This is a genomic window from uncultured Acidaminococcus sp., assembly GCA_900538365.1.
Lineage (GTDB): Bacteria > Bacillota > Negativicutes > Acidaminococcales > Acidaminococcaceae > Acidaminococcus.
Genome location: UPXT01000033.1, coordinates 1 through 23,250 on the forward strand (window position 1 = coordinate 1; position 23,250 = coordinate 23,250).

Here is a 23,250-nt window from a genome sequence, read left to right on the forward strand (position 1 = left end):
ACGAATCTGGACGGTCACTTTAGCGCCCCAAAATAAATTATAGAACCAAAAAAGAACCCCCAAAGCAGTTAGGGCTCTGGGGGAATGGCGTAATCAGCCGGGAAGGTGATCAATGATGAGCATCATGACGGGCGCCACGCCGGCAAAAAGGAGGGTACTAAAGGCAACGAGACTGGTTGCATAATGAACGTCGCCTTTCCCTTCATGGGCAAGGACGGGCAGGACCGTAAGCGCGGGAACGGCAGACTGCATGATAAAGGTGCCTTTTTCTGTCGCTTCAAGGGTCACGCCGCCCTGTGCGGCAGCCATCAGGACAAGGATCATGGCAAAGGGTGCGACGGCAAACTTTCCCACAAGGGCAAGGGCTGTATCCCGATCCATCCGCAGGGAAGCAAGGCCTGCATGATAAAGGACGATGCCGATATAAAGAAGCGCCAAGGGCGTCACAAGACTGCCCAGATACTGGGTGGTCGTCAGCACCGCAGCAGGTATCCCAACATTCCCAAGGATGAGCAAAAGGGCTGCAAAAAACGCCAATAGCGGCGGAGATAGGACCTGTTTCAAGGCGCTTTTAGGATTTCTCTCCTGAAGGCTTCCTGACTCCGTGGGGTCTCCTGTAATGAGGAAGGAGCCAAAGGCCCATGTCGATAAGGTGTTAAGGACGTAATACGCAAGAAAAGCGCTTTCCCCTTGAGGGCCAAATAAAGCAAGGTTCAGGGGCATACCAATGAAAATGGTGTTGGCATTAGCAAAGGTATTGATGAAGGTGCCCCGCCTGCCATGCCGCACCTTAAAGAGCCGGCACAAAAGGAATCCCACCGCGTAACTGAGGAGGATCGCAACTGTGCCGAGCACCAGCCCGCCGCCAAAAGAAGCCAGGTTTGAGGCGTCAAGCATACGGATGACGGAGGTAAAGATGGATGCGGGCAGGGCAATCTTCATGATAAGCCTTGAAAGCTCCGACGAAAAGGGGGGGCTGAACCAATGAGCGCCTTGGAGCTTGCAGCCAATCCCGATGATGGCAAAGATGGGGAATATACTCAGTAGGACTTCCATGAAAATTTGCAGCATCTTCCCCACCTCTTTTCTGGTTATTTATATTGCGGTTCCCATTTATAGGCTTTGATGCACGCGTCAGGATCACTGACTTCGTTCCGGTTGAGGCCTTCCTTTTTGGCTTCTGCCGCCACAGCAGCCGCCACAGTTTCAGAAAAACGGTCCAATTGGTTCACCGGAGGAAGGACGGCTGCGCCCGGTTTGGTCGGATCGACAATGCCGCCGATGGAATGAGCCGCAACGGAAATCATGCGGTCCGTCAACAGCTTTGCACCGGAAGCAATAACGCCAAGACCAAGTCCTGGATAAATGAGGGCATTATTAGCCTGCCCGATTTCGTACGTCACGCCGTTATAGTCCACCGGCTCGGAAGGAATCCCCGTAGCGACAAGGGCACGTCCTTCGGTCCAGGCAATAAGGTCACTGGCCGTAGCTTCGGCAAGTTCCGTCGGGTTACTGAGCGGGAATATGATTGGCCGCTTCGTATGGGAAGCCATTTCCTTGACAATCGCTTCCGTGAAGGCCCCTGACTGAGTGGAAGTCCCGACGAGGATGGTCGGATGGATCGCTTTCACCGTGGCTTCCAAGGTCGTCAGATGAGACGCGTCGGCAAATTCACTGCGTTTCCGGGCAAAAGGCTTTTGTTCTGGTGTCAGGTCATCCATATCTTCAAAAAGCAGGCCCTGCCGATCAACAAGGTAGAATTTCTGGCGGGCTTCCGCTTCCGTAAGGCCCTGATCGAGCATTTCCTGGTAAATCCGGTTGGCAATGCCGCAGCCAGCCGTCCCGGCGCCAAAGCAAAGGTAGGTCTGGTCCTTGAGGGTCTCACCGGAAATCCGGAGGGCGCCCAAGATACCGGCAAGGGAAATAATGCCGGTTCCTTCGATGTCGTCATTAAAGACAGGATAGCGATTCACATAGCGGTTCAGGATCCCAGCGGCATGTTCCCGCCCAAAATCTTCAAAGTGCAGATAAAGGTGCGGGAACATCCCTTCCACAAGGGCGACAAAGCGGTCAACAAAGTCATCATAGGCGGTGCCGGTGACGCGTTTTTCGTGAAGTCCTAGGTAGAGTGGGTCTTGAAGGAGGCTTTCCCGATTGGTTCCTGCATCAAGGACAACGGGCAGGACGCGGGCTGGATCAAGACCGGCCGCGGCCGTATAGACCATGAGCTTTCCCACGGAAATACTCACGCCATTGGTACCCCAGTCCCCAATACCGAGGATGGCTTCCGCGTCCGTGACGACAATAAGGTCAATGTCACGGCCTTCCGCGGCATTTCGGATCGCCATTTCCATCTGTTCCGGATGGGCGATGGAAAGATAGGCCGCGTTTTGCGGCGTTACAAAAAATTCACTGTATCCGCGGATGCTTTCAGCAATGCCCGGATCGTAAACAATGGGCATGAATTCCGCAATATGTTCCTTGAAGACACGATAGAACAAGGTTCGATTACGGCTGAAGATATTCATCAGATAATGCCGTTTTTCCGTCACATTCGGCTTTTTTTCGACATTGGCATACACCTGGCTAGCCTGTTCTTCCAGGGACTGGACAGATGGCGGAAGGATACCTACCAGTCCGTACTGCGCGCGTTCTTTTTCTGTAAAGGCCGTTCCTTTGTTAAGGAATGGATCGTTTAATAAGGCATATCCTTTTTTCATGTTATCCTCTCCTTTTCCATTTTCTCCTCTTTTAAAGTACTTTGCTAAAGAGGATGGCCCGTACCGAGACTCATATACGGGAAAGTGGGTCCAAGGCGTACCTATCTTCCAGGGGCAGCCGCAGACTGGGAAACCACCTTTTTAGGAGGCCTCCACCATGGCGGCAGATTTTCCTTATGGAGATGAGGTCCTTTCTTTATCTTTTTATTATATCAAAAGAATCTTTTTTGCTGAAGTATCATTCTGACACCTCTTCACACTCAAATTGACATATCCTCTGACGTTCAATCTATGGTATAGTTGTTGATAGACTGCTTCCATTCAGGCTCGCTTTTTTTGATCGATCAGGAGGAACGCCCTATGGTGACTTATGATTATTACCGCATCTTTTATTACGCTGCCCTTTTCAAAAGTTTTTCCAAAGCGGCGGAAATCCTTAATAGCAATCAACCCAATATTGCCCGGACCATTACCCGTCTGGAAGGTGAACTGGGCTGCAAACTCTTTATCCGCTCCCATCGCGGAGTCACACTAACGCCCGAAGGAAAAGCCCTCTTCAAGCATGTGTCCATTGCCTGTGAACAGCTTGACCTAGGAAGGGAAGTCATCTCTGAAATGCGCGGCCTCAAGACGGGCATCATTTCCATCGGAGCCAGCGAAACGGCCCTGCGCCTTTTTCTTCTAGACCGCATTGTATCATTCCACAGGGCCTATCCCGGCGTCCACCTAAAGATTCGCAACAGCCAAACGCCCGATACCCTGGAAGCCCTTGAGAGCGGCCAAGTAGAAATGGCTGTCATTTCAGCCCCCTTTAAGATTGGGAAAGAATACCACGATGAGACCATCTATCAGTTTGAGGACATCCTGATTGCAAGCGCCGAGGCGCTGCCGGTTGTAAAGGACATTCATTCCCTCAAGGATCTTGCGCCCCTCCCCCTTATTTCCCTGCCAAGAAACAGCAGCAGCTATGAATTCTATGTGTCCTATTTCTTTGAAGAGCAGCTGAAGTACCAGCCCATGATTGAAACAGAAACAGCCGACCAAGTGCTGTCCCTTGTGGAACATAATCTGGGCGTTGGTTTTTTCCCGGCCTCTGCGGCGCAGGAATTCATCGATGCCGGCCGGATTGTCAAAGTCCCGCTTGACCTAGCCCCCATCCTGCGTGAAACACATCTTGTCTATCACCCGCAACGGGTTCGGGGTCTTGCCGCTTTAAAAGCCATCGAATTCATCACAACCCCTGCCACCTTCTAAAAGCCGTCGGAAAGGAAAAAATCCTCGCGGTTTTCTTGTTTTTCCAATTTAAAAAACAGCCCACACCAGAACAATCTGGCATGGGCTGTTTCTTTTTTAGGGCAAACGGCTTACTTTTTTTCACGTGGACAGGAAATATCAACGAGCATCTCAATCATATGGTGAAGAAGACGGGAAGCCTCTCCGTCTGCCGCCGTATAATACATTTCCTTGCCGACGCGACGACTTTTGATGAGTCCCTGCGCTTTAAGGACTTTTAAATGATGGGATAGGGCCGGACTGCTCATCCCCATCAAGGCAGACAGGTTGATGACACATTCTTCATAGTGGCAAAGAAGCCAAAAGAGTTTCAGCCTTTTGGGATCCGACACACTGTGAAAGATTTCCGATACTGCGGAAAAGTCGCCGTCCTTGGGCATATCTTCAAGAACATAGCTTGGTTTTTTCCCATGCTGATGCGGCAGTTGTACCATCAGCATCGCTCCTTTCGATGTTCACGCATGGATCAGCGTTTGTTAGGGATGATTTCCAGCCAATAATGGTCGGGGTCTTCGATAAAGTAGATGCCCATCTGCGGGTTTTCAAAGCAGATGCAGCCCATTTCTTCATGTTTCTTGTGGAAGGCTTCAAAATCATCCACACCAAAGGCGAGATGAAATTCATTGTCTCCTAGGTTGTAGGATTCCTTGCGGTCTTTGAGAAAGGTCAGTTCCAGTTCATGGCTCGTTTGCCCATCTGTCAGGTAAACAAGGGTGAACCCCGGCGTTTCAAGGCGGCGTTTTTCCGTAAGTCCCAGGGCCTCTTTGTAAAAAGCGAGGCTCTTATCAAGGTCAAGGACATTGAAGTTATTATGCAGGAATTTTGCTTTCATGGAAATTACTCCTTATTCTGCTTTCAGCTTAGGATAGAGGTTCGTCAGGGAACCAATGAGGATCAGCCCCACACCAATAAGCATATTGGGTGTCACGGCTTCTCCTAGGAACATCGCGGCAAAGAAAGTCGCGAGAATGGGTTTGATAAAAAAGGCCAACGACGCTGTCAAGGGATTGGTCAGTTCGATGGCCATAAAGTACGAAGCGTAGCCTGCCCCGGTGACAGCAAAGGCTATGTAGCTAAGGGCAGGAAGGTGTGACAAGGTAAGCGTTTCAAGGAGCGGGACATCAGTAAAGACGGAAAGACCGGCGGATGTAAGTAGATTCCCTATGGGCGCGGTGCGTCCCAAAAGGACAAGTACAAGCAGTTCCGCTGCGCCAAAGATGAAGGAATAGCTCGTCACCGTAACGCCGCCGAGCCGCTGACAGGCCGGCCGCCCCATCACGCTGTAGAGACCAAAGGTGACAGCCGCAAGCATGATGAGGATGACGCTGAGATACGTCCCGCGAAAATGAAAGGGATTGACAATGGAAAGGATGCCCACGGCACTAAGAACAAGGGACGATATGACATAACGGTCAATGGTCTCATGGAGAAGAAAGTGGGCCCACACGGCAACAAAAATGGGGTTGCAGCTAAAAAGGACGCCGCTGACGGCGGCTCTTCCGTAAACAACGGCCAGCTGATAAAAGATCATGCTCACGAAAACACCGATAAAGCCGGCTTTGGCAAAGAAAAGGTAATCCTCTTTGCTGAGCATGGCCCCACGCTTTTTGAGGGCCGCCCGAGCAAGGGGCAGGAGCATGAAGCCCCCGATGAAAAAGCGCAGCACGGTAATTTGGATGGGGTGGAAAAGGCTGCCAAAAAATTTCAGGGCCGTTTCCATAGTTCCAAACAAAAACGCCGTGGCAAGGATGAAAAGGTATCCTTTGTTCACGATGGCCCTCTCCTTTCTACGCGTCTTCGCCAATGATCATAACTTCCGGTTCGAGGCGGACGCCGCTCCTCACAAAGACCTTGTCCTCAATGGCTTTCATGAGCAGCAAGGTATCGCGGGCGGTTGCCTTCCCGCAGTTGATGACAAAGCCAGCGTGCTTTTGAGAAACCATAGCATCTCCCACACGCAATCCCTTGAGTCCGGCCTCATCGATGAGAGCGGCTGTATAGTGGCCAAACGGTCTTTTAAAAGTGCTGCCGGCACTGGGGTAGTCAAGGGGCTGCTTGGTCCGGCGCCGCTGGGAAAAGTCCGCCATCTTCGCTTCAATGAGCTGCTGTTCATCTGGCTTTAGGACAAAGGAAACAGACAGGACGACCATCTCCCGGTCCTGCAGCACACTGTGACGATAGGAAAAATCAAGTTCCTTTTGGGTGAGGGTTACGATATTACCGTTTCCATCAAGGGCCGTCACGCTTTTGACAACATGCCCCATGTCGCCATCATAGGCGCCTGCGTTCATGATGACGGCGCCGCCGAGACTGCCGGGGATCCCGACAGCAAATTCAAGGCCAGAAAGGCCTGATTCAGCGGCAAAGCGGGCGGCTTGGGCAAGAGATACGCCGGCACCAGCTTCCATCTTGACGCCGCAGGCTGACAGTCCGTTCAGATGATTGCCGATCTTGACAACAAGCCCCCGAATCCCGCCATCACGGACAAGGAGATTGGATCCATTTCCCAAGATGAAAGTCGGGACAGCATATTTTTTTGCTTCTTTGAGGAGCCCTTGGAGCTCATCCACACTTTCCGGCGCCACCAATAGATCGGCAGGGCCGCCAATATGAAAGGAAGTATGTTGGACCATGGGGACCTTTATTCCATAGCGATTTGGGAAGTGTTCCCGTACATAGGCTAGGAGCGCTTCAAGGTTCATCATTCCACAGCTTCCTTAATGGTGTCCCCCAAGGTCTTGGACAGATCCCCAATCATCATCTGGAAACGAATGTAGTTTTGGATATAATCATTGGCTACAGGGTTCAGCTGAAGGACTTCATAAAGTTTCTGCATCTTTTTCACAGCTTCTTCATCGGGTTTCTTGCCCTGGTACTGGAGCAGTTCAAGCTGGGACTTTTGCTGTAGAAAATCCTTGACCATGGCTTCTGCATCCTTATCAGCTGATAGTTTCTTTTTGGCTTCTTGAATCTTGGTAAATTCGTGGGTTTCTTTGATGCCTTCACAAAGTTTATTCATTTCATCGTATACGTTCATGGATGATTCCTCCCTACTATATATGCTTATTCTATTATTCTATCATAGTTTTCAGCCGCTTCCAATAACAGGAAAGGCACGCAAAAAATCGGCCCGGACTTCATATCCTGACCGATCTTGCTGATTCTTACCTTTTTTGAATAAGCCTTGCGTATTCCTTTTTGAGAACGGCAAAGGTCTCATCACTGATATCATGCTCCATCTTACAAGCGTCCTCGGTCGCGTGTTTTTCAGAAACACCGAGGGCCATCAGGACATGGGAGATGACTTGATGCCGTTCGTAAATCTTTTCGGCAATATTCCGTCCTTCTTCCGTCAGATTGATGAAGCCTTGATCATCCATGGAGACCAGCCCATCTTCGCGGTACTTTTTCATGGCAACGCTGATGGTGGGTTTGGAAAACCCCATTTCATTGGCAATATCGATGGAGCGCACAAGACCGAGGCGATTTTTGAGGACCAGGATGGTCTCCAGGTACATTTCACCTGATTCGTGTAATTCCATAAGCTTTCACCTTTTTTCAGCCGCATTCACGGCATTGAATTATCATATGTATCTTATTTTACTACAAATCCGCAAGGGATGCAAACAGATAGACACTTCTTGCCATAGGGATAAGGGAAAAGGAACCAAAAAAGAAGCTGCGCGCAGTGTCGCAGCTTCTTTCAGTCAAGGAATCATTCCACCGTAACAGATTTTGCTAGGTTTCTCGGCTTATCCACATCGCATCCACGGGCAAGGGCTGCATAGTAAGCTAGGAGCTGCAGGGGGATAACGGCAAGGATCGGAGCCAGTTCCTGGTCGGCTCTTGGGATGGTAATCACGCTGTTGGCGTGCTTTGCCAGCTCCGTATCGCCTTCCATGCCAATACCGATGACAATGGCCCCGCGGCTCTTAACTTCCTGCAGGTTACTGATGGTCTTTTCATAGACATGAGCCTGGGTGGCAAGTACAATGACAGGAACTCCCTCTTCAATCAGGGCGAGGGTCCCATGCTTCAATTCACCTGCTGCATAGGCTTCTGCATGGATGTAGGAAATCTCCTTGAGTTTCAGGGCACCTTCAAGGGCAACGGCATAATCAAGGGAGCGGCCCAGGAAGAACGCGTCTTCACAGTTTCCGTAGTTGGTGGCAAATACCTTGATGGGATCCACGTGATCCAAGATTACATGCATCTGTTCCGGAATGGCCCGTACTCCATCGATGAGTTCCTTGATGCGTTCCGGCGCCAAGGTTCCCGTAAGCTGGGAAATGTACAGGGAAAGCAGCAGCATGACAATGAGCTGCGTCGTGTAGGCTTTTGTAGAAGCCACGGCAATCTCCGGACCGGCATAGGTATAGACGACCTGGTCTGCTTCGCGAGCAATGGAAGAACCTACAACGTTCGTAACGGCCATGGTCTTGGCACCGCGCCGTTTGGCTTCTTTCAAGGCTTCCAAGGTATCGCTGGTTTCACCGGATTGACTGACGACGATGAGCAGGCAGTCTTCGCCGATGATGGGGTCACGATAGCGGAACTCGCTGGCAATATCGACTTCCACCGGAATGCGGGCCATCTTTTCGATGTAGTACTTACCTACCAGACCGGCATGATAAGCCGTACCGCAGGCGACGATGAAGATTTTCTTGATATTCTTGAAGGCTTCCGGCGTCCAGGAAAGTTCCGGCAGGACAATCTTTGTCCCATCTTCACTGATGCGGCCCCGCAGGGTGTCTTGGACAGATTTAGGCTGTTCATAGATTTCCTTCAGCATGAAGTGCTCAAAACCGCCCTTTTCAGCTGCTTCGGCGTCCCAGGTGACACGGAAGACCTTTTTATCAATGGGATTCCCTTCAAGGTCCTTGACCACTACGCTGTCAGCTTTAACGATGGCCATTTCCCCATCGGAAAGGATATACGTATCCCGGGTCTTGCTGATAATGGCCGGAATATCGGAAGCAATGTAGTTTTCTCCTTTGCCAAGGCCAATGACAAGGGGATTATTCTTTTTGGCGCAGATGATCTTGTCCGGGTCCTTGGCGCATAGGAAGACTAAGGAATAGGAGCCTTGGATGATATGAAGGACCTTGCGCACAGTCTCTTCAAAGTTGCCATTATACTGGTCCGCCATAAGATGGGCGACCACTTCTGTATCAGTCTCGGATTTAAAATGATGCCCCTTCTTCAAAAGATCCAGTTTAAGGGGCATGTAATTTTCGATGATGCCGTTATGGACAACAGCAAATTCACCGCTGTCATCCGTGTGGGGATGAGCGTTGACGTTGGACGGTTTCCCGTGAGTTGCCCAGCGCGTATGGCCAATACCAATCACGCCTTGCGGTTCATGGCCAATGAGTTTTTGACGCAGGGCATCAAGACGGCCCACACATTTTTCCACGTCAATCTTCCCGTCATGATAAACGGCGATGCCGCTGGAATCATACCCGCGGTATTCAAGTTTGCTCAATCCATCAATTAAAAACGGGGCAGCCTGATGGCGCCCAATATATCCAACAATTCCGCACATAGCCTGTGCCTCCTCATGAAGTGATTTGCCGTCTGCCCCAGACTCTCTGTTCTTCCCGTTACCGAAAAGGTTTGTCATCTGTTTACGGTTGCAGCACACCGAGAGGTATCCGCTGACGTTTCGATAAGCCTCTTCCTCGTCTGCCTATCAGAATAGGCACTTGCGCTCTAGGCCTTGCAATCCCATTGAAGGGCCCTCCCTGCCCTTTCGGTGTCCCGGCTCGGCACGCAGGAACACATGTTGCTTTAGCTCCCTAATCATACTATGTTTGGGGTGGGACGTCAAGCGTCCCTTTCTGTTAGCTCGGTACAGGAATCGCGCCGACTCGTATGAAGTCAGGTACCGCGATTTCATATTTAAAACGCCCGAAAAAATGCCTCTGGCGGGCGAGCCACTTCTTGGATTTTTTTCGTTTTTTTTAAAGGAAACCTGATTCTCCTGCGGCCCATATCGGCCCATCTGAGCTATCAAAAAGACGCAGGCTCCTCGCAGCTGGGCCAATCTGGAGCCATATTTAAAAAGCTATAATCTTAAACGAATACCAGCACCTGAAACGCCCAGCATTCATCGTTTTTTACTCGATGCAGCGCATCGTTCTTCCTTGATAAAGCGGAAACACAGACGAAAAAAACGGAAGACGATTCTCCCTACGATAGACCATGAAGTCTTTGCGTCATATTAATCCATCAAATGTGTGGGCTTCTCGTTTTATATCAAATCAGACTGATTTGCGGGCTGAGCAAAGGTATAGAACGACTTTGAAGCGACCTGTTCTTATTTTTCGTAAACCAAGAGGCAGTGAAGATGAAGCTTCATCTTCACTGCCTCTTGGTATTTCAACTTCCGATTTATTTCAGGTTATAGAACACAGCTTTGCCGTTATACTGGGCGGCTGCGCCGAGGTCTTCCTCAATGCGCAGGAGCTGATTATATTTAGCGACACGGTCCGTACGGCAGGGCGCGCCGGATTTGATCTGACCGGCATTGGTGCCAACGACGACATCAGCAATGGTCGTATCTTCCGTTTCACCGCTGCGATGGGAAACGATGGCAGTATAGCCAGCACGTTTTGCCATTTCAATGGCGGACAGGGTTTCCGTCAAGGTCCCAATCTGGTTCAGTTTAATCAGGATGGCATTTGCCACACCCATCTCAATCCCTTTGGCAAGGCGTTCCACGTTCGTGACAAAAAGGTCATCGCCGACAATCTGGACTTTCTTGCCCAGGCGTTCAGTAAGGAGCTTCCAGCCATCCCAGTCATCTTCGCCAAGACCATCTTCGATGGAAATGATGGGGTATTTCTCGCAAAGGGCTTCGTACCAGTCAACCATTTCAGCGCTGGTCTTTGCCACCCCTTCTCCTTTGAGGACGTATTTGCCGTCTTCAAGGAGACCGGAAGCGGCCGTATCGATGGCAAGGACCACTTCCTCGCCCGGTTTGTAGCCGGCTTTTTTGATGGCGTCAACGATAACGGCAAGGGCTTCTTCGTTGCTGTCAAGGTTCGGAGCAAAACCGCCTTCATCACCAACAGCGGTTGCAAGTCCTTTTTCCTTGAGGACAGCTTTCAGGGCATGGTAGATTTCAGCGTTCATGCGCAGAGCTTCGGCAAAGTTCACGGCCCCAATCGGCATGACCATGAATTCCTGGATATCGACGTTGTTATCGGCATGGGCACCGCCATTGAGGATGTTCATCATGGGAACAGGCAGTTCCTTGGCGTTGACGCCGCCCAGGTATTGGTAAAGGGGCAAACCAGCGTCTTCAGCAGCTGCTTTGGCACAGGCAAGGCTGACACCCAAAATGGCATTGGCACCAAGTTTGCCCTTATTTTCGGTTCCATCAAGGCTTAAGAGCGCTTGGTCAATTTCAATCTGGCGGGAAGGTTCAAGGCCGATGAGGGCATCGCAGATGACGTCGTTGACGTTATCCACAGCCTTCAGGACGCCTTTTCCAAGATAACGGTTCTTATCACCGTCACGCAGTTCCACGGCTTCATGAACGCCCGTGGAAGCACCGCTTGGAACAGCAGCACGGCCGATGATGCCGTTATCAAGGAGGACTTCCACTTCAACAGTAGGGTTGCCGCGGGAATCCAGAATTTCTCTTGCGCAAATATTTTCAATAAGTCCCATTGTTATGCACCTCTTCTTTTTGGCTGGGATCAGTCAGGATTTTTTTACAAGCAGGCTGTGGCCTGTCATGGCTTCCGGTTTTTCAAGGCCCATGAGGGAAAGGAGGGTTGGCGCAATGTCCGACAGGCCTCCATCCATGACGGTCGTTCCCGCCTCAGCTCCAATGACCAGGAAGGGAACAGGATTTGTCGTATGGGCCGTCATGGGTGCGTGGCTTACAGGGTCCTCCATTTCTTCCAGGTTGCCATGGTCTGCCGTAATGCAGACGGCACCGCCTTTTTGCAGAATCTTTTCCACAAGGCCGCCGACACATTCATCAACGGCTTCCATAGCTGCTACGGCGGCTTTCATGACACCTGTGTGCCCCACCATGTCTGGATTTGCAAAATTCAGGATGATGAGATCATAAAGGTCCTGATTCAACGCTTCCTGAAGTTTTTCCGTGACAATATAGGCACTCATCTCTGGCTGCAGGTCATAGGTCGCTACATGCGGCGACGGAACAAGGATGCGGTCTTCCCCAGGGAAGACTTCTTCCCGCCCACCATTAAAGAAAAACGTAACGTGGGCGTATTTTTCCGTTTCTGCAATATGGAGCTGGCGAAGGCCCTTTTTGGAAACCGTTTCAGCCAGCGTATCAGCAATATGTTCCGGCGGAAAAGCTACGGGAATGGGAAGCGCAGCATCATATTCCGTCATGGACGCCACCGTCACAGGAAGTTCCCCTTCGCGGCGCGTCACTTCCGTGAAGGAAGGATCGGCAAAGGCACGGGTGATTTCCCGTGCCCTGTCGGGACGGAAGTTAAAGCACACAAGGCTGTCACCAGAGGCAACGGCTCCTTCTTTTCCCAGGAGGGAAAAAGGTTCGACAAATTCGTCGGTCACGCCCCGCTCATAGGCGGCTTGGAGCCCTTCCAAGGCGGACGGCGCCGTAAGGCTCCCCGCCCCGGTCATGGCATCGTAGGCTTTTTGAATCCGTTCCCAGCGTTTATCGCGGTCCATGGCATAATAGCGTCCGCTTACCGTGGCAATCTTTCCAAGGCCAATATCCTTGATGGCATCCTGAAGGGCCTTTAGGTACGTGCCTGCACTTTGAGGCGGCGTATCGCGCCCATCCAAGAACGCGTGGACATACACTTCGGAAAGGCCTTCTTTTTTCGCCAGACGCAGCAGACCCAACAGATGGTCCATATGGCTGTGGACGCCGCCGTCACTCAAAAGTCCCATGACGTGGAACTTATGGCCGGTTTCCTTGGCCTTATCCATGGCCTCAAGGAGCACGGCATTTTGCTCAAAGGAACCATCCTTGATTGCCCGGGTGATGCGCGTCAGGTTTTGGTAGATGATGCGTCCGGAGCCAATAGTCAGATGGCCCACTTCGGAGTTTCCCATCTGCCCAGCCGGCAGGCCGACAGCTTCACCGCTTGGCTGGAGCTTGCTATGAGGGCAGCGATGGAAATAGAAATCCAGATGGGGCGTTTGGGCTTTGGTTGCCGCGTTCGTGGAAGATGGCAGTGCAATCCCCCACCCATCAAGGATCATAAGTACAACAGGTTTCTTCATGATGCGCCTCAAAAGGTATTGCAGATGGCGGCAAAGGATTCAGCCGAAAGGCTGGCTCCGCCGACAAGGACGCCATCAATGCCGGACTGATGGAAGGCATGCGCATTGTCAGGCGTTACGGAACCGCCATAAAGGACGCGGACGCGGCGGCTTGTTTCATGATTGAATCGTTCTTCAACGGCGCGGCGAATGATGGTGCTGACGGAAAGGGCATCTTCGACGGAAGCCGTCTTGCCCGTGCCAATGGCCCAGAGCGGTTCATAAGCAACGACGAGACGGCGCGCCTCATCGTCAGTCAAGACCGCAAGGACCGGCAGGAGCTGGCTTAGGATCGTGCTCTCCGTACGGCCTTCCGCCCGTTCCTCTTCGTTTTCACCAACGCAAAGGACAGGATCGAGACCATTTCGATAGCAGGCCTGGACCTTCTTTACCACAATCGCGTCTGTATCCCCAAAGTAAGTCCTCCGTTCGGAATGGCCTACGATGGAATATTCAGAACCAATTTCAGCAATCATTGGGCCGGAAACTGCGCCAGTGAAAGCGCCTTGATCCATGTAGAACAGGTCCTGGGAACCATATCCCAGATGGGATCCTTCCACCGTTGCCGCTACGGATTCAAGTGCCGTAAAGGGCGGAAAAAGAACGATTTCGCAATTTGCCTGTTCCGTGGTATGCATCAAGGTATGGGCCAATTCCATGGCCTCTTCCACGGTCTTATTGCATTTCCAGTTTCCGGCCACCATAGGGTCCCGGAGATCATCCAAGGCAGCAACGCCGGGGAGCACCTTCCCTTCAAGATACTCAAGGGAAGCACCGCCGCCTGTCGATACATGCTTCATCCGGCTGTCAAGCCCCATATGCTTGACGGCAGCCGCGCTGTCACCGCCGCCGACAATGGTGATGCCTTCGTTATCGGCCATTGCTTCGGCTACACGGCGCGTACCGGCTGCAAAAGGAGCCATCTCAAAGACACCCATCGGTCCGTTCCAGACGATGGTCTTGCAGTTTTTCAAGGTATCGGCATACAGCTGTGCCGTCTTGGGTCCAATATCAAGGGCCATCCATTCCGGATTGAGCTGATCCAAAGTCTGGGAAGCATGTTCACTGTCAGCCGAGAAAGAAGCCGCCATTTCAAGGTCAATCGGAAGCAGCATCTTCTTATTTTTTTCCTTGGCAAGGGCGATGAGCTCTTTGGCCACGTCAATGCTTTCTTTTTCGACAAGGGATTTGCCCAAATCATACCCTTGGGCAGCAAGGAAGGTATTGGCCATCCCGCCGCCAATGAGAATGATATCTGCTTTTTCAATGAGGCTGCGGATGACACCAATCTTATCAGCCACCTTTGCACCGCCGACGATGGCAGCAAAAGGCCGGACAGGATGATCGACGGCATTGCCGAGATACTTGATTTCTTTTTCCAGAAGGAAGCCCGATACAGCCGGCAAGTAATGGGCAACTCCTTCTACGGAAGCGTGGGCCCTGTGGGACACGCCAAAGCCGTTGTTGACATAGATGTCTGCCAAGGAGGCCAGGGATGCAGCAAAAGCCATATCGTTCTTTTCTTCTTCCGGATGGAACCGCAGGTTTTCCAGCATGAGGATTTCGCCGGGCTTCAGTTCACGGGCAGCTTCGGTTGCTTCGGGACCAATGCAGTCCGGAGCAAACTTCACTTCTTTTTTCATGACCTGGGACAAGTATTCCGCGCAGGGTTTGAGGCTCATGGACGGAACGACTTTTCCCTTTGGACGGCCCAGGTGCGCCATCAAAATGATGGCGGCCCCTTGGTCCAAGAGGTAGTTCAGCGTCGGCAGGGTGGCATCGATTCGAATGGTATCGGTGATTTCCCCTTTGTCATTCATCGGGACGTTATAGTCCACGCGGACGAGGACTTTTTTCCCTTTGACATTGATATCTCTTACGGTTTTCTTTTCCATGAAGGCATGCTCCTTTGATCTTAGAGGCCTTTTTTAGCAACAAAGAGGGCCAGTTCAACAAGGCGGTTGGAATAACCCCATTCGTTATCATACCAAGCAACGACTTTAGCCATCTTCGGGCCAACCATCATGGTGGAAAGGCCATCAACAATGGAGCTCAGCGGGCAGCCTTTATAGTCGCTGGAAACAAGGGGAAGTTCGCTGTAACCGAGGATGCCTTTCATGGTCGTTTCAGAAGCAACACGCATGGCTTCGTTGATTTCTTCCTTTGTTGTTTCTTTCTTGAGGGTAACGACAAGATCGGTCAAGGAAACATCCGGAGTCGGGACGCGGACACTCATGCCGTTTAATTTGCCGGCAAGTTCAGGAAGGACTAGACCCGTTGCCTTAGCTGCACCCGTCGTGGTCGGGATGATGGAGCAGGCACCGGCACGAGCGCGTCTTAAGTCTTTATGGGCAGCGTCAAGGATCTTCTGGTCATTCGTGTAAGAATGAACCGTCGTCATGAGGCCCGTTTCAATTCCGAAGTTGTCCAGAAGGACTTTGGTGAAAGGAGCCAAGCAGTTTGTCGTGCAGGAAGCGTTGGAGATGATGTTGTGTTTCTTCGGATCGTACATATCATCATTGACACCAAGCACGATGGTCAGGTCTTCGCCTTTGGCCGGAGCCGCGATGAGGACCTTCTTGGCCCCGTTATCCAGATGGGGCTGGACCTGTTCACGATTCTTGAATTTACCCGTCGTTTCAAGGACAACATCAACACCCAATTCGCCCCAGGGAATTTCCTTCGGTTCGGTGAAGCGGGTGAATTTGATGCGGCGGCCGCCAACAATCATGACATCACCGTCAACGCGGACATCTTCGTCAAACGTCCCATGAAGGGTATCGTATTTGAGCAGATGAGCATAGGTGTCGATACCGGAGCGGGCGTTTACTGCAACGACTTCAACTTCCGGATTCTTCACAGCAATGCGGAGTGCACAGCGACCGATACGACCAAAACCATTGATACCAACTTTTACCATTTTACTACCTCCCAAAGATACCATTAGAAAATCATTTTGATTTTGCAAGCAGCGTTAAGATTTCGCGGGCAGCAGCCTCATCCGTGACAAGGATCTGGTCATGACCGCTGCGCAGGACGGATAAGATGGCGCGGCCTTTGGAAGCGCCGCCAGCAATCCCCATGACCGTAGGGATCGTCGCAAGGTCATTTGCCATTAGCCCCAAGGAATCCGTACTGTAGACAACTTTCCCTTCAAGGTTGAAGTATTGCCCCAGGGCTTCCCCTTCAGCGCCGGCTTCCTTGAGCTTTTGGATCAACGTTTCTGGAACACCGCGCTTTTTGGCCATGACAAAGGCCTCACCCATACCATGGATCAGGATATCAGCACTTTTGATGGTGTTGATGACATGCTTGACACCGGCATCCTCTTCAAGGATACGGTCCAAGACGGATTCACTCACACTATCTGGAACGTAGAGCTGAAGATACTTGGTCTTCAATCTGCGAGCGAGAACCGTAGCAATCGTATTGGCCTGGAGCTCGATGCGGTCCCCCAGCCCACCACGGGCCGGGACAATGGTCGCTTCCGGTTCCTTGCCATAGATGTTTTCGGCCATGGCCGCTACGGTCGTGCCGCCTGTCACTGCCACCGTATGAGGTTTCTTATCCGCAAGGAAACGAAGCAGGATTCCGGCGGCTACGCGGCCAATTTCCTGAACAACAACGGGATTATCATCCGCATTGCCAGGTATCACGTAAACCTTTCGGAGCCTCAGTTTTTGGACGAGGACCGTTTCCAAGGAAGACAGATTCTGGAGACGATTGACATAGTCCCGCAGTTCCTGCAGCAGATGGTTGCCTTCTTCGGTGAGCGTCATGCCCGTCAGGCCAAACTCCAAGAGTCCAGCTTCCTTCAGGAAATCGACATGGCTTCGCAGCACCCGCTCGCTCAGCGAGAGTTTGCGTGCGAGGCTCCTCCGTCCTATGGGTTGATCATGACTGATCTGACGCAGGATGCTATAGCGTTCCGTGAGCAGCTGGACCATTTCTGGCACAAGTTTGTTTTGTAGGTTGATCACCTTACCCAAATCAATGCTTTCCATTTTGTCCCACGTGGTACGTTTTGCGTCCCACCCTCCTCGTAAAAAAATAGCAACGATGGCTAACCGTATTATACCATATTATGAAGAAGATGGGGAACCTTTTTGTTATTGCTTGGCGGAAAAAATTGGCTGAAGGGATAAGAAATGGCTTTGGCGATTTCTAGGGGAAAGCGCGAAAGGCACAGGACCGGGAGGTAAAAGGCTGCATGATAACAGAATGTTGGGCCATCTAAAAAAGATGGTCAAAATCTATTTTCCCATCCTATCGATTACGGTTATTTTATCCACTGCCAATAAATTCTTTTCCAAATAAATAGACCCTTCCGATTCGGTTGTACCAGATGGGCCTATTTGAGTATCAGGATTTCGCAGTTCCTTCCTAAGCACTATGCTGTTTTTCTTTATGACCAACGATGACGGTACCGGACAGGTCGCCCAAACAGTTGATCATCGTCATGCCCATATCATTAAAGGCATGGACGCCAGCAACAAGCCCTACGATTTCAAGCGGAAAACCTAGGCTTTCCAATAAAATCGCCAGGATGACCAGCATGCCGCTTGGTACGGCGCCGCTCCCCGTTGTAAGGATCAGGCCGATTACAAGGACCTTGAGCATCAGACCAAAGTCGACAGCTACACCAATGGCCTGAGCGGTCATAATGAAAACCGTGGTCAGGCACACACAGGTCCCATCTTTATTGATTTGGGCGCCAAGCGGAATGGTAAATGAGTAGACCTTTTTTGGCGCGCCGAGGCTTTCTGCGCATTCCATGTTGATCGGAATGGAACTGGTGCTCGAACAGGTACTGAAAGCCGTAACCATGATACGCGAGGCCTTGCGGAAAAATTCACCTGGCCGAATGCCCGTAAAAACAAAGACCATGAGGGCATAGAGACAACACATAATGAAGATGCCCAAGTAGACGCTGCCAATGTATTTGGCAAGAGTTCCAAAGATGGCACTGCCGTATTTGCCTACGGATTGGGCGACAAGAGCAAAAATGCCATAGGGCGCAAGGATCATGATGATATGGACAAGCTGGTTCATCAGGTCCGACAGGTCTTGGAAAAGCATTGTCAGGCGTTTTCTTGGGGTTTCCGGCATCATAAGAAGGGCTACGCCCGTGACCGCGCTGACTATGACAACCTGGTCAAAGCGGCCTTCCATCATGGCTTTGAAGATATTGCTTGGCACGAGGGCAAGGAGCGTCGAGCCAATGGTGGGGATTTCCCCGACGACGCCTTTATAAGTTCCCGTCAAGGGCAGATTAAGTCCCGGTTTGATGACGGTCGCGACGCCGAAACCAACAAGCATGGCAGCAGCACTTGTGAGGATATAGTAGAGGATAATCCGAATGCCGATTCGGCCAAATGATTCCGGGTTATCAAGGTTTGAAATTCCAGCAATGAGGTTTACGATGACAAGAGGCATGGCAATACATTTGAGACAGGTCAGGAAAAACTTGCCAAGGGGAGCAAAAAGTTCTGTTCCCGCCCCCATGAGCCAGCCAGCAAGAATCCCTGCAAGCATCCCCGTAATCATCTTATAGATGAGCGGAATGGACTGGTATTTTTTCCACATCATCAATCATCCTTTCCGTTATGAATTATACAAAATCATTACATTAAGTTTTTTCATTATACCACGAAAGAGGAAGGTAAGAGCTATGCAGGAATTTCATGAATAAAAAAGAGCCTTTGAGGAAATTTTATCGATTGGAAGGGCTATGCAGCAAAAAATCCATAGGCAAAAAAACTCACGCAGCGCCAATTTCTTTTTGCAGATGCCACGTGAGTTTCCTTGCGGCCAGAGGCCGGTACGTCCAGGAGCCTGGCAGCGTTGGCGGTAAGGAAGATAGGCCCATATGGGCCAAAGATTGTCAAAGGCTTCCACTTTGATAAGCTGTTTTCAAAGGTGGGACGATTCATCGTACGATAAGCCATGAAGCCCATTGCCTCAGAAAAATCCTTTCTAAAGCAATGGGCCCACATTCTGCATCAAATAGAGTGTTATGATAACAATCCCTGATATACTGTTTTATTCTTCCACATCCATCTTATCTTTAAGGAAAGTCCCCGTTTCCAGTTCCTGGAAGGCGTTAAGCAGACCTTCGCGGGTATCCATGACAATAGGACCGCCCCAATGGACGGGTTCATTAAGTTCCAAAGAACTCATAAACATGAATTCCACCGGATCCTTTCCCGCCGTGATGGTGATCATATCCCCTTCCGTAAAGCGGATTGCCGTCTTTTCGGAGACAACTTTCCCATCCACAATGACTTCACCTTGAAGGGTAAAGCCCATCGCTGCCCGCTCTTTGTTTACTTTCCAAGTCAAGGATGCCCCTGGTTCCAGATGAATATCATAGTAGTCAAGAGGCAGATGATGGGATTGATAGCCTTGGGTTCCCTCGTAGCTCCCCATAAGGACACGGACTTTACCATGAGCAAGGGGAACTTCTGGGATTTCATTCCTTTTAATGGCCTTGTAACTTGGCCTTGTCATCTTATCCTTGGCCGGAAGGTTCAGCCAAAGCTGGAGGCCGCACATCCGCGGCGATGCGGGAATGGTCTCTTCGTGGAGGATGCCCGAACCAGCAGACATGTATTGCACTTCCCCATCCTGAACGGTATCTTCAAAGCCCATGCTGTCCTTGTGCCGCATGTTCCCATGAGCCACGAAAGTAATGGTCTCAATGCCGCGGTGGGGATGCATAGGAAAACCAGCCAGATAATCCTCGGGGTTTGTCGAATCAAAGGAGTCCAGCATAAGGAAAGGATCAAAGTCCTTTACCGTCGTGTTGCCAAGCACCCGCACAAGATGGACGCCGCCCCCATCAATGGCCGGAAATCCTTTTACCAGCGTTTCTATTTTTCTTTCCATTTTTCATTCCTCCTCAATTAAGTTCCAGCAGGGAAAGGAGCCGAAGCATGGCTTTTCTTTCCTCATGGTTCCATTTTCCAAAAATTGCATCAAGCATCGCTTCGTTTTCCGGATAGACTTTGGCAATGAGGGTGCGGCCCTTATCTGTAAGCGTCATAATGGTCCGGCGCCGATCCTTGGGGTCTGTCGTCCCATCTACAAGACCTTGCTGCTTGAGGTGCCGCGTCACTACGGGAATGGTCCCATCAGTTGACAGCACACTTTCCTTCAGCTCTCCAACAGACAGGTCTCCTTTATGATAAAGGGCTTCAAGCACAGCAAACTGAGGTAATGTCAGCCCATATTTACGGGCAATGGCCGCGGTCCGCCTATCCAGTTCATTGACAATTCGATGCATGACAATCAGTTCTACCTGTTTTTTCATAGGGTTCCCCCGTTTCTTTACCTCTAGTTAGCTTTATTATACTCTAATTAGATGATTTGTCAATCCCTCCCCCTTGATTGGCATCAGGATATACAAAAATCCAGCCCTTTTCCTCATGAAAAGAGCTGGAACAGACGCTTACCCAAAATAGGTCACAATGCCATAAACGACGAGGAAGCCGACGATGCAGGGCAGGACATATTTGAAGTACCATTGAAATTTTCGTGCTACAGAAAGCCCCTTCCCTTCGTTTGCTTCTTCGACAAAGCGGTCGAACCCCCACCCGAACTTCCAGGTACAGAAAAGGGTGATGATAAAGGAACCTACAGGAAGACAGATGTTGCTGACAAAGAAATCTTCCATGTCCATGACCGTGTTGCCCGGCCGCAGGGGCTGGAAAGAAGCCCATAGGTTGAAACCCAAGGCGCAGGGAATGGACCCGATGGCAATGATGAGTCCATTTACAAGCCCTGCAGTCTTACGGCTCGCACCTTTAAGGTCAATCGCAAAGGCCTGAAGATTTTCGAATACGCCGATCATGGTCGAAAGGGCCGCAAAGGAAAGGAAGATGAAAAAGAGCGAGCCCCAGACCACACCCCCGGCCATGGAACTAAAGACCCGCGGCAAGGTAAGGAAAATTAGCTTGGGTCCTGCGTCCGGTGCAATGCCGTAGGCAAAACAAGCAGGAAAAATAATGAGGCCGGCCGTAATGGCCACAAAGGTATCAAGGGCCGTTACGGTAACGGCTTCTCCCATGAGGCGCTTATCTTTTTCAATGTAGCTGCCAAAGATTTCCATTCCGCCCATGCCAATACTGAGGGTAAAGAAGCTCTGGTTGAGGGCGGCATAGACTGCGTTCCAGATGCCGTCTTTTTCCATGTTGGCAAGATTGGGTTTGAGGTAGAAGGAAATGCCTTCCATGGCTCCGGGAAGAAGCAGGCTCCGGATGCCCAGGATGACCATAAGGGCAAGAAGTGCCATCATCATGAACTTGGTGATACTTTCAACGCCTTTTTTTAGTCCCATGCTGCAGATCAATGCCGTAAGCACGACCACGATGAGCATGACCGATACGAGGATCTGTGGAGAACCCATCATCCCGCCGTAGATGGTCTCCACCTGCGCTGTATCAAGCCCCAGAAAGGTTCCTTGCATCATGAGGTAGGCGTAGTAAAAGATCCACGCCGAAACTACGGAATAATACATGAGCAGAACATAGTTGCCTGCCATGGATAGATAACCCATGAGGTGCCAGTGACTGCCTTTTGGTTCAAGCAGGCGGTACGCCGGCAGGATGCTGCGCTTTGTGGCCCGCCCCATGGCATATTCCATGGTCATGATGGGAATTCCCAAAATAGCAAGAAAAAGCACATAGACGAGAACAAAAAAGCCGCCTCCATACTGTCCCGTAATGTAAGGGAAGCGCCAGACATTGCCAACGCCAATGGCGCACCCTGCACTCAGTAAAATAAAGCCAAGCCGTGATCCAAGAGTTTCTCTTTCCTTCATAATTGCTGCCCTCCTACAATGCTGCTGAATCAATCTGGTAGTGCAAATTTTTCCACAATCATGTTTTTAAGTATACCGGATTGCTCGGGAGAAAGCAAAATTTTTCCATTTTTGGGGGAACGCGTGCGGCCCCATTTGAACCGTTTTCGTAAAAGTCGTGAGAAAACTGTAAAATCACGGTAAATCGCTTGCTATTTGTGTCACTGTGAATGATAATAAAACAAACTCACAAAGGAGGGTCAATATGAGAGATCTTGAAATCATTCGTTCCAAACGTGGCTTTATCAGCGATATGGATGGTGTCATTTACCAGGGTTCCCAGCTTCTGCCTGGTGTCAAGGAATTTGTGGACTGGCTTAGGAAAGAAAAGAAACAGTTCCTCTTCCTCACTAATTCCAGCGAACGCACACCTCTTGAACTCCACAAAAAACTCCTTGCCATGGGGATTGATATCGATGAATCCCATTTTTACACAAGTGCCTTGGCAACAGCTCAATTCCTAAAGACCCAAGCGCCCGGTTCCAGCGCCTATATCATTGGGGCCCACGGGCTCATGAATGCGCTCTACGATGCAGGGATTCCCTTTAATGATGTAAACCCGGATTACGTCGTTGTTGGTGAAACGACAGGCTATAATTATGAAATGATTATCAAGGCAACACAGCTCATCAATCAAGGGGCCAAGCTCATTGCCACAAACTCCGATCTTACAGGTCCCAGCGATCGAGGCATCATCCCTGCGTGCCGCGCCCTCGTTGCCCCCATCGAACTTGCTACGGGAGTGGCCGCCTACTTCATCGGCAAGCCTAATCCTCTTATGATGCGGACGGGCCTAAAAAAATTGGGGGTCCATTCCGGAGATGCCGTCATGATTGGTGACCGCATGGATACGGACATCATCGCTGGTGTAGAAACAGGTATGGAAACGGCGCTCGTCCTTTCAGGTGTGACGACGCGGAGCACGATGAAGCACTACTCCTATCAGCCCCACTATGTCCTTAATGGAATTGGGGACATCGTTCCCAAAAAATAAAAAAGAAACCTGCAGCAAAAGGAAGATTCCTCTTACTGCAGGTTTTCTATTGGTTCTTTGTCAAATTTTGGGGTGCTAAAGTATCTATGCACTCCTGGAGAGGA

At 50.7% G+C, this 23,250-nt stretch carries 20 protein-coding genes; 2 read left to right on the forward strand and 18 right to left on the reverse strand.

All coding sequences use genetic code 11. The annotated features are described in order from the left end of the window. Positions 1–93: 93 nt before the first annotated feature. Together QZQ08_RS07010 and QZQ08_RS07015 are read right to left on the reverse strand one after the other, a co-directional pair. Complete coding sequence (locus QZQ08_RS07010) at positions 94–1,056, reverse strand: AEC family transporter (RefSeq protein ID WP_296329956.1); 963 nt, start codon at positions 1,054–1,056, stop codon at positions 94–96. A 35-nt stretch (positions 1,057–1,091) separates the two neighbouring features. Beyond that, on the reverse strand, positions 1,092–2,720 hold the full coding sequence (locus tag QZQ08_RS07015; RefSeq protein ID WP_296329959.1) for a malolactic enzyme: 1,629 nt from the start codon (positions 2,718–2,720) through the stop codon (positions 1,092–1,094). 360 nt (positions 2,721–3,080) lie between these two features. Between QZQ08_RS07015 and QZQ08_RS07020 the strand changes: the two genes are divergently transcribed. Further along, positions 3,081–3,974, forward strand: a complete 894-nt coding sequence (locus QZQ08_RS07020; protein ID WP_296329962.1) for a LysR family transcriptional regulator — start codon at positions 3,081–3,083, stop codon at positions 3,972–3,974. A gap of 110 nt (positions 3,975–4,084) precedes the next feature. Here the strand turns inward: QZQ08_RS07020 and QZQ08_RS07025 are convergent, their stop codons facing one another. The 16 genes from QZQ08_RS07025 to QZQ08_RS07100 all read right to left on the reverse strand — a co-directional run bounded on the left by QZQ08_RS07025 (position 4,085) and on the right by QZQ08_RS07100 (position 22,113). After that, positions 4,085–4,447 (reverse strand): helix-turn-helix transcriptional regulator, encoded by a 363-nt coding sequence (locus tag QZQ08_RS07025; RefSeq protein WP_296329965.1) that lies wholly within the window; start codon positions 4,445–4,447, stop codon positions 4,085–4,087. Positions 4,448–4,479: 32 nt separating this feature from the next. After that, positions 4,480–4,845 (reverse strand): VOC family protein, encoded by a 366-nt coding sequence (locus QZQ08_RS07030; protein WP_296329967.1) that lies wholly within the window; start codon positions 4,843–4,845, stop codon positions 4,480–4,482. A 12-nt stretch (positions 4,846–4,857) separates the two neighbouring features. After that, positions 4,858–5,784, reverse strand: a complete 927-nt coding sequence (locus QZQ08_RS07035) for a DMT family transporter (protein ID WP_296329971.1) — start codon at positions 5,782–5,784, stop codon at positions 4,858–4,860. 16 nt (positions 5,785–5,800) lie between these two features. Then, a complete protein-coding gene (gene murB / locus QZQ08_RS07040) occupies positions 5,801–6,718 on the reverse strand; it encodes a UDP-N-acetylmuramate dehydrogenase (RefSeq protein ID WP_296329972.1) in 918 nt (305 codons plus the stop codon). After that, a complete protein-coding gene (locus tag QZQ08_RS07045) occupies positions 6,715–7,050 on the reverse strand; it encodes a YlbF family regulator (RefSeq protein ID WP_296329975.1) in 336 nt (111 codons plus the stop codon). The genes murB and QZQ08_RS07045 overlap by 4 nt, the downstream gene beginning before the upstream one ends. Before the next feature lie 127 nt (positions 7,051–7,177). After that, a complete protein-coding gene (locus QZQ08_RS07050; RefSeq protein ID WP_296329978.1) occupies positions 7,178–7,555 on the reverse strand; it encodes a metal-dependent transcriptional regulator in 378 nt (125 codons plus the stop codon). A 173-nt stretch (positions 7,556–7,728) separates the two neighbouring features. Then, the gene (gene glmS / locus QZQ08_RS07055; protein ID WP_296329981.1) at positions 7,729–9,558 is read right to left on the reverse strand and encodes a glutamine--fructose-6-phosphate transaminase (isomerizing); all 1,830 of its coding nucleotides are present in this window, start codon (positions 9,556–9,558) and stop codon (positions 7,729–7,731) included. Positions 9,559–10,406: 848 nt separating this feature from the next. Then, positions 10,407–11,690, reverse strand: a complete 1,284-nt coding sequence (gene eno, locus QZQ08_RS07060) for a phosphopyruvate hydratase (RefSeq protein WP_296329984.1) — start codon at positions 11,688–11,690, stop codon at positions 10,407–10,409. Positions 11,691–11,723: 33 nt separating this feature from the next. Beyond that, entirely contained in the window at positions 11,724–13,253 is a 1,530-nt protein-coding gene (gene gpmI, locus QZQ08_RS07065; RefSeq protein ID WP_296329987.1) for a 2,3-bisphosphoglycerate-independent phosphoglycerate mutase, read from the reverse strand. 8 nt (positions 13,254–13,261) lie between these two features. Continuing rightward, a complete protein-coding gene (gene tpiA / locus QZQ08_RS07070; protein WP_296329990.1) occupies positions 13,262–15,187 on the reverse strand; it encodes a triose-phosphate isomerase in 1,926 nt (641 codons plus the stop codon). Positions 15,188–15,207: 20 nt separating this feature from the next. Beyond that, the gene (gap, locus tag QZQ08_RS07075) at positions 15,208–16,212 is read right to left on the reverse strand and encodes a type I glyceraldehyde-3-phosphate dehydrogenase (RefSeq protein WP_296329993.1); all 1,005 of its coding nucleotides are present in this window, start codon (positions 16,210–16,212) and stop codon (positions 15,208–15,210) included. Positions 16,213–16,243: 31 nt separating this feature from the next. Then, the gene (locus tag QZQ08_RS07080; protein WP_296329996.1) at positions 16,244–17,296 is read right to left on the reverse strand and encodes a sugar-binding transcriptional regulator; all 1,053 of its coding nucleotides are present in this window, start codon (positions 17,294–17,296) and stop codon (positions 16,244–16,246) included. 379 nt (positions 17,297–17,675) lie between these two features. After that, the gene (locus QZQ08_RS07085) at positions 17,676–18,881 is read right to left on the reverse strand and encodes a dicarboxylate/amino acid:cation symporter (protein ID WP_296330000.1); all 1,206 of its coding nucleotides are present in this window, start codon (positions 18,879–18,881) and stop codon (positions 17,676–17,678) included. A 453-nt stretch (positions 18,882–19,334) separates the two neighbouring features. After that, the gene (locus QZQ08_RS07090; RefSeq protein WP_296330002.1) at positions 19,335–20,180 is read right to left on the reverse strand and encodes a pirin family protein; all 846 of its coding nucleotides are present in this window, start codon (positions 20,178–20,180) and stop codon (positions 19,335–19,337) included. A gap of 13 nt (positions 20,181–20,193) precedes the next feature. Beyond that, positions 20,194–20,604 carry a MarR family winged helix-turn-helix transcriptional regulator gene (locus QZQ08_RS07095; RefSeq protein ID WP_296330004.1) on the reverse strand — a complete coding sequence of 137 codons (411 nt, stop codon included), beginning with the start codon at positions 20,602–20,604 and terminating at the stop codon, positions 20,194–20,196. A gap of 138 nt (positions 20,605–20,742) precedes the next feature. After that, the gene (locus tag QZQ08_RS07100) at positions 20,743–22,113 is read right to left on the reverse strand and encodes a sodium-dependent transporter (protein WP_296330007.1); all 1,371 of its coding nucleotides are present in this window, start codon (positions 22,111–22,113) and stop codon (positions 20,743–20,745) included. Between the two features lie 244 nt (positions 22,114–22,357). On the opposite strand from QZQ08_RS07100, the gene QZQ08_RS07105 reads away from it, so the two are divergent. After that, on the forward strand, positions 22,358–23,146 hold the full coding sequence (locus QZQ08_RS07105; protein WP_296330010.1) for an HAD-IIA family hydrolase: 789 nt from the start codon (positions 22,358–22,360) through the stop codon (positions 23,144–23,146). Positions 23,147–23,250 lie beyond the last annotated feature (104 nt).